This is a genomic window from Actinomadura sp. KC216 (assembly GCF_004348535.1).
Lineage (GTDB): Bacteria > Actinomycetota > Actinomycetes > Streptosporangiales > Streptosporangiaceae > Spirillospora.
Genome location: NZ_SMJX01000496.1, coordinates 1 through 4,218 on the forward strand (window position 1 = coordinate 1; position 4,218 = coordinate 4,218).

At 73.0% G+C, this 4,218-nt stretch carries 4 protein-coding genes; 1 reads left to right on the plus strand and 3 read right to left on the minus strand.

Annotated elements, in window-relative coordinates; genetic code table 11:
* Nucleotides 1-442, minus strand: a 442-nt coding sequence (locus E1264_RS40815) for a hypothetical protein (RefSeq protein WP_207936901.1), incomplete at its 3' end; no start/stop codon positions are given.
* A 529-nt stretch (nt 443-971) separates the two neighbouring features.
* Here E1264_RS40815 and E1264_RS40820 point away from each other — a divergent pair.
* Entirely contained in the window at nt 972-2,099 is a 1,128-nt protein-coding gene (locus E1264_RS40820; protein ID WP_132182653.1) for a phosphotransferase family protein, read from the plus strand.
* 175 nt (nt 2,100-2,274) lie between these two features.
* Here E1264_RS40820 and E1264_RS40825 read toward each other — a convergent pair whose 3' ends face one another.
* Both E1264_RS40825 and E1264_RS44940 read right to left on the minus strand, forming a co-directional pair.
* Nucleotides 2,275-3,726 (minus strand): sigma-70 family RNA polymerase sigma factor, encoded by a 1,452-nt coding sequence (locus E1264_RS40825; protein WP_132182655.1) that lies wholly within the window; start codon nt 3,724-3,726, stop codon nt 2,275-2,277.
* A 209-nt stretch (nt 3,727-3,935) separates the two neighbouring features.
* A partial coding sequence (locus E1264_RS44940) for a hypothetical protein (RefSeq protein WP_207936902.1) occupies nt 3,936-4,218 on the minus strand: 283 nt, incomplete at its 5' end.

The window sequence follows — 4,218 nt, forward strand, 5'->3', positions numbered from 1 at the left end:
GTGTGCGGGGCTTCGGGATGGGGGCGACCGGGGTGTCCGGTCCGGTGATGCGGCGGATGTCGATGCCGCCCGGGTCGGGACGGTCGACGAGCGGGACCTGGGACGCCCCGTAGTGCCCGCCGCGCGCCCAGTCCTTGCGGCTGCGGTGCGCGTGGTAGGACTGCGGCGACGGCAGCGGGGGACCGGCGGGCCAGCGGCGCGCGACGCCCCACGCGTCGAGCCACTGGACGATCGCGTCCAGGCCGGTGAGCAGCGCTCCGGTGAACGGCGCCCGGGACTGGCCGACCACCATGATCTGCAGGCAGACGCGGCCTTCGCGGCCGACCCGCCCGCCGAGCAGCCGGGCGGCGCGGGTGGCGGGCAGGAGCTGGACGATCTCGCCGGTGCCGGGGTGCCACACCAGGTGCGGCGGCCGATCCTCCTTGATCAGGTCCGCGGCCACCGAGCGGGCGGAGACGGTACGCGGATCATGCTCGCCGGCGCACCAGACGACGCGGGGAGCACCCCCTCGCAAAGCTCCGCCGTCCTGTCGCGCCGGCATGCGGCCGGCTCCCGGCAGCCATGCGTCTGCCACGGTGCGTCCCCCCCAATCGGGCGGTCTAGTCCCGAATGGTCTAGTCCATTACGTCTGCCCGGCGGGACATTCGCAGTCCAGCCTGCCGTCATGGGCCGGATATGACGGCTATTGACCTCCGCGCCGGGTAGAGCCCACTCTGCTCGGGTGTCGTCGCAGATGCGTACCCCACGTGTCCCTGGAATCCACCTGACGTCCCTTTTTTCCTGTGAGACTCTCGCCGAATCGCCCGGCCGGATGTGGCCGCCGTCGCATTTGCGCAGGTCAGAGCGAACCCTGGAGGCCAGGTGAAGCCTTCCTGCAAGTCGGCCGGAAGTGGCCGGAGGATTACGGACCGCAGGAACGGGCAAGGGTCCGGGTTCACAGGCCAGACCGAGCCGCGTTCTAATAGGTCGTCATGAGCGTTGACGCAGAGCGACCGGCCTGGCCCCCGTCCGAGGTCCCCGGGATCGACGTCCCCCGCCTCGCCGGCTGGCTGGCCCGCGAGCTGCCCGGATCGGGACGCATCGAGGCGATCGACCTGATCGCGGGAGGCCGCTCCAACCTCACCTACGCGATCACCCTGGACGGCGGCCGCCGCATCGTCCTGCGCAGGCCGCCGCTCGGGCACGTCCAGCCGACCGCCCACGACATGGGCCGCGAATACCGGGTGCTGACCGCGCTCGGCGCCGGGACGGCGGTCCCGGTGCCGAGGACGCTGGCGTTCTGCGACGACGAAGACGTCATCGGCGCGCGCTTCTACCTCATGGACCACGTCGACGGCCGCGTCCTGCGCAGCCGCGAGGACGCCGAGGACATCACCCCGGAGCAGGCCGCCGGCCTCAGCGAGGCGCTCGCCGGGGCGCTCGCGGCGATCCACACCGTCGACGTCGAGGCCGCCGGACTGGGGGACTTCGGTCGGCCGAGCGGCTACATGGCGCGCCAGCTCGCCCGCTGGAGGCGGCAGTGGGACGGCTCGCAGGAGGCCATCCGCGCCACCGGAGCGGTCCGCGACCTGCCCGAATACGACCGGCTCGGCGTGCGGCTCGCCGAGCGGCTGCCGGTGGACGCCCCGCGCGCCCGTTCCGGGGACGCGGATGAGGGGCGGGCGCGGCTCGTCCACGGCGACTTCCGGCTCGACAACGCGCTCGTCCGGCTGGAGCCGCGTCCCGAGATCGCGGCCGTGGTCGACTGGGAGATGTCGACGCTCGGCGACCCGCTGTCCGACCTCGGGCTCACGCTCGTCTACTGGACGGAGGCCGCCGACCCCGACGAGCTCCCGGTCGGCGCGAAGATCACCACGGCGCCCGGGTTCTTCACCCGCCGCGCGTTCACCGACCGGTACGCGGCGCTGACCGGCTTCGACCTCGCCGACCTCGACTTCTACGTGGCGTTCGCGTGCTTCAAGCTCGCCGTCATCCTGGAGGGCATCCACGCCCGCTACCTGCAGAAGGCGACGGTCGGTGAGGGCTTCGACCAGATCGGCGAGGGCGTCCCGGTGCTCCTGCGACGGGCGCACCGCACCCTCGACACCGGCTCGATCTGACCCGAACGGCCACAGAACGCCGCGGACCGCCCGTGACGCGCCCCGACCGATCTGACCACCGCCGACCGGCCGGGACGGCGACGGGACGGCCAGTGCCCCCGGGTACGCCGCAGGGCGCGCACCCGCACTCCCAAGCGGATGCGCGCCCGCGGCGTTCCGGAAAAGGTCGAGGACGTCAGCAGTACGAGACGGGGGCGGAACCGCCCGGCGAGAACGAGACCGAGCCGGTCCGCCTTCCGCCGAGGCACAGGAAGTTCGTCCGGCTGACGGTCACGGAGGCGGACTGGCCGGCCGACAGATGCCCGGCGCCGCCCGCGCTCAGATCGCCGCGCGTGCCCGTCACCCGCCAGTTCACCGCGCCTCCGACGGCGGTGATCCGGACGGTGCACGAGTCCCTGCCGCCCATGCTGCAGCCCGACACCGACAGGTGGCCCGGGCTCGGCGGATCGGGGTTGTCGTTGTCCGGGGGACGCGGCGGCTTGGTGGTCGGGGTCTTCGACGGAGACTTGGACGGGGACTTCGACGGCGACTTGCTCGGAGACGCCGACGTGTCCGTCGGGGACGGGCCGGTCGGCGTCCCCGGATCGGTGCCCGTGCTGGACCCGCCGCCCGGCACCTTCGGGCTGTTCGCCGCCGCGTTCGTCTCGCCGCCCCCGCCGAGCCACGACATCGCGCCGACGAACAGCACCACGGCGCCGATCGCCACGGCGACCGCGGCGATGAGCGGGGCGCGGCGGCGCGGGGCGCGGTCGCGGGCGCGGGCGGGCGACGGCTCGTAGGGGAGCGGCCAGCCGTACTCGTCGAACGGCTCCGTCCAGGCGGCGATGGCGCGGCGGTTCCCGGCGCGGTCCTCGGCGGTCGCGGCGGTCAGCACGTCCAGCCGCAGCTCGGCGGGGATCGCCGCGATCGGCAGGACGGACAGCAGCCGGTCGGTCGGCAGCGGCGGCGTCTCGCGCTCGCCGCACACCGGGCAGCTCGCCACATGCCGGACGAGCGACGCCGACGTCTGCGGCGACAGCGGCCACGACTCGGTCAGCGCCGAGACGCTGGGGCAGTCCTTCCAGTGGTTCTGCGCGATGAGCGCCGCGTGCAGCGCGCCCGCGAGGTCCTCGCGGGACTTCTCCACGAGCGCGAGCGTCTCCTCCAACGGCATGCCGAAGATGCCGGACAGGTCGACCTCGTCCAGCTCGTGCCGGACCGACAGGTCGATCGCCTCGCGCTGCCGGCCGTTGAGCGCGGCGAGCGCGCTGTGCGCGAGCAGCCTGCGCTCCTCGCGCCGGGCGAGCTGGTCGTCGGTGAGGTCGTCGTCGGCCTCCGGCGCCTCCTGCCCGGTGTGCCGGTTCGGGCTGTCGCGGCGGCGCATGCACTCCTTGCGGGCGATCGAGTACAGCCAGCCGCGCAGCCGGTCCGGCTCGGTGAGCCGGTCGATGTGCTCGCGGGCGGCGATGACGACGTTGCGCAGCGCGCCCGCCGCCTCGACGCGGTCGCGGAGCAGCCCATGGCAGTAGTCGTAGAGGAACGGCGCGTAGGTGTCGTAGACCTCGGTCAGCGCGATGACGTCCCCGGCTCGCAGCGAGTTCGCGAGCCTGAGGTCGTCGTCCCGCCCGGGCCCTGGCTCACCGGCCACGGGAACCCTCCCAGTCGAATTCGGTGTTCTTGATCATGCCCCCGTGAGCGGCGACGCCCGCCGGCCCCGCTCTGGGTGCCTGATCTTGCCACCAAGTTGCTGAGATTTCTCCCCTATGAACGGATTTCAGTGACGGCAGCGGTACGCCCCGTGGCCGTCTGGCCTAGTGGGCAGGGCTCTCCCGCCACATAATGTGATCTACGTCACGTTTAGTTCCAGCCGTCTCCCTCACCCTGTCCCGGGCACTGCCACGAGATGGACCGGGTCTGGCCGCCCGGGGAGAAGGTCACGGTCGCGGAACCCGAACCGGACTCGTCGCCGCACGAGAGCGTGACGACCGCCCTGCGCGTCTGACCGCTGGGGACGATGCCGCTCCCGCCGCCGGTGAGCGGCGATCCTGGGGATGCCGACCATCTGACCGATCCGCCGGAGGCGCTCACCGGGATCTCGCAGCTCTCGCCGGGACCGAGAACGCCGCACTGAGGGCCACCC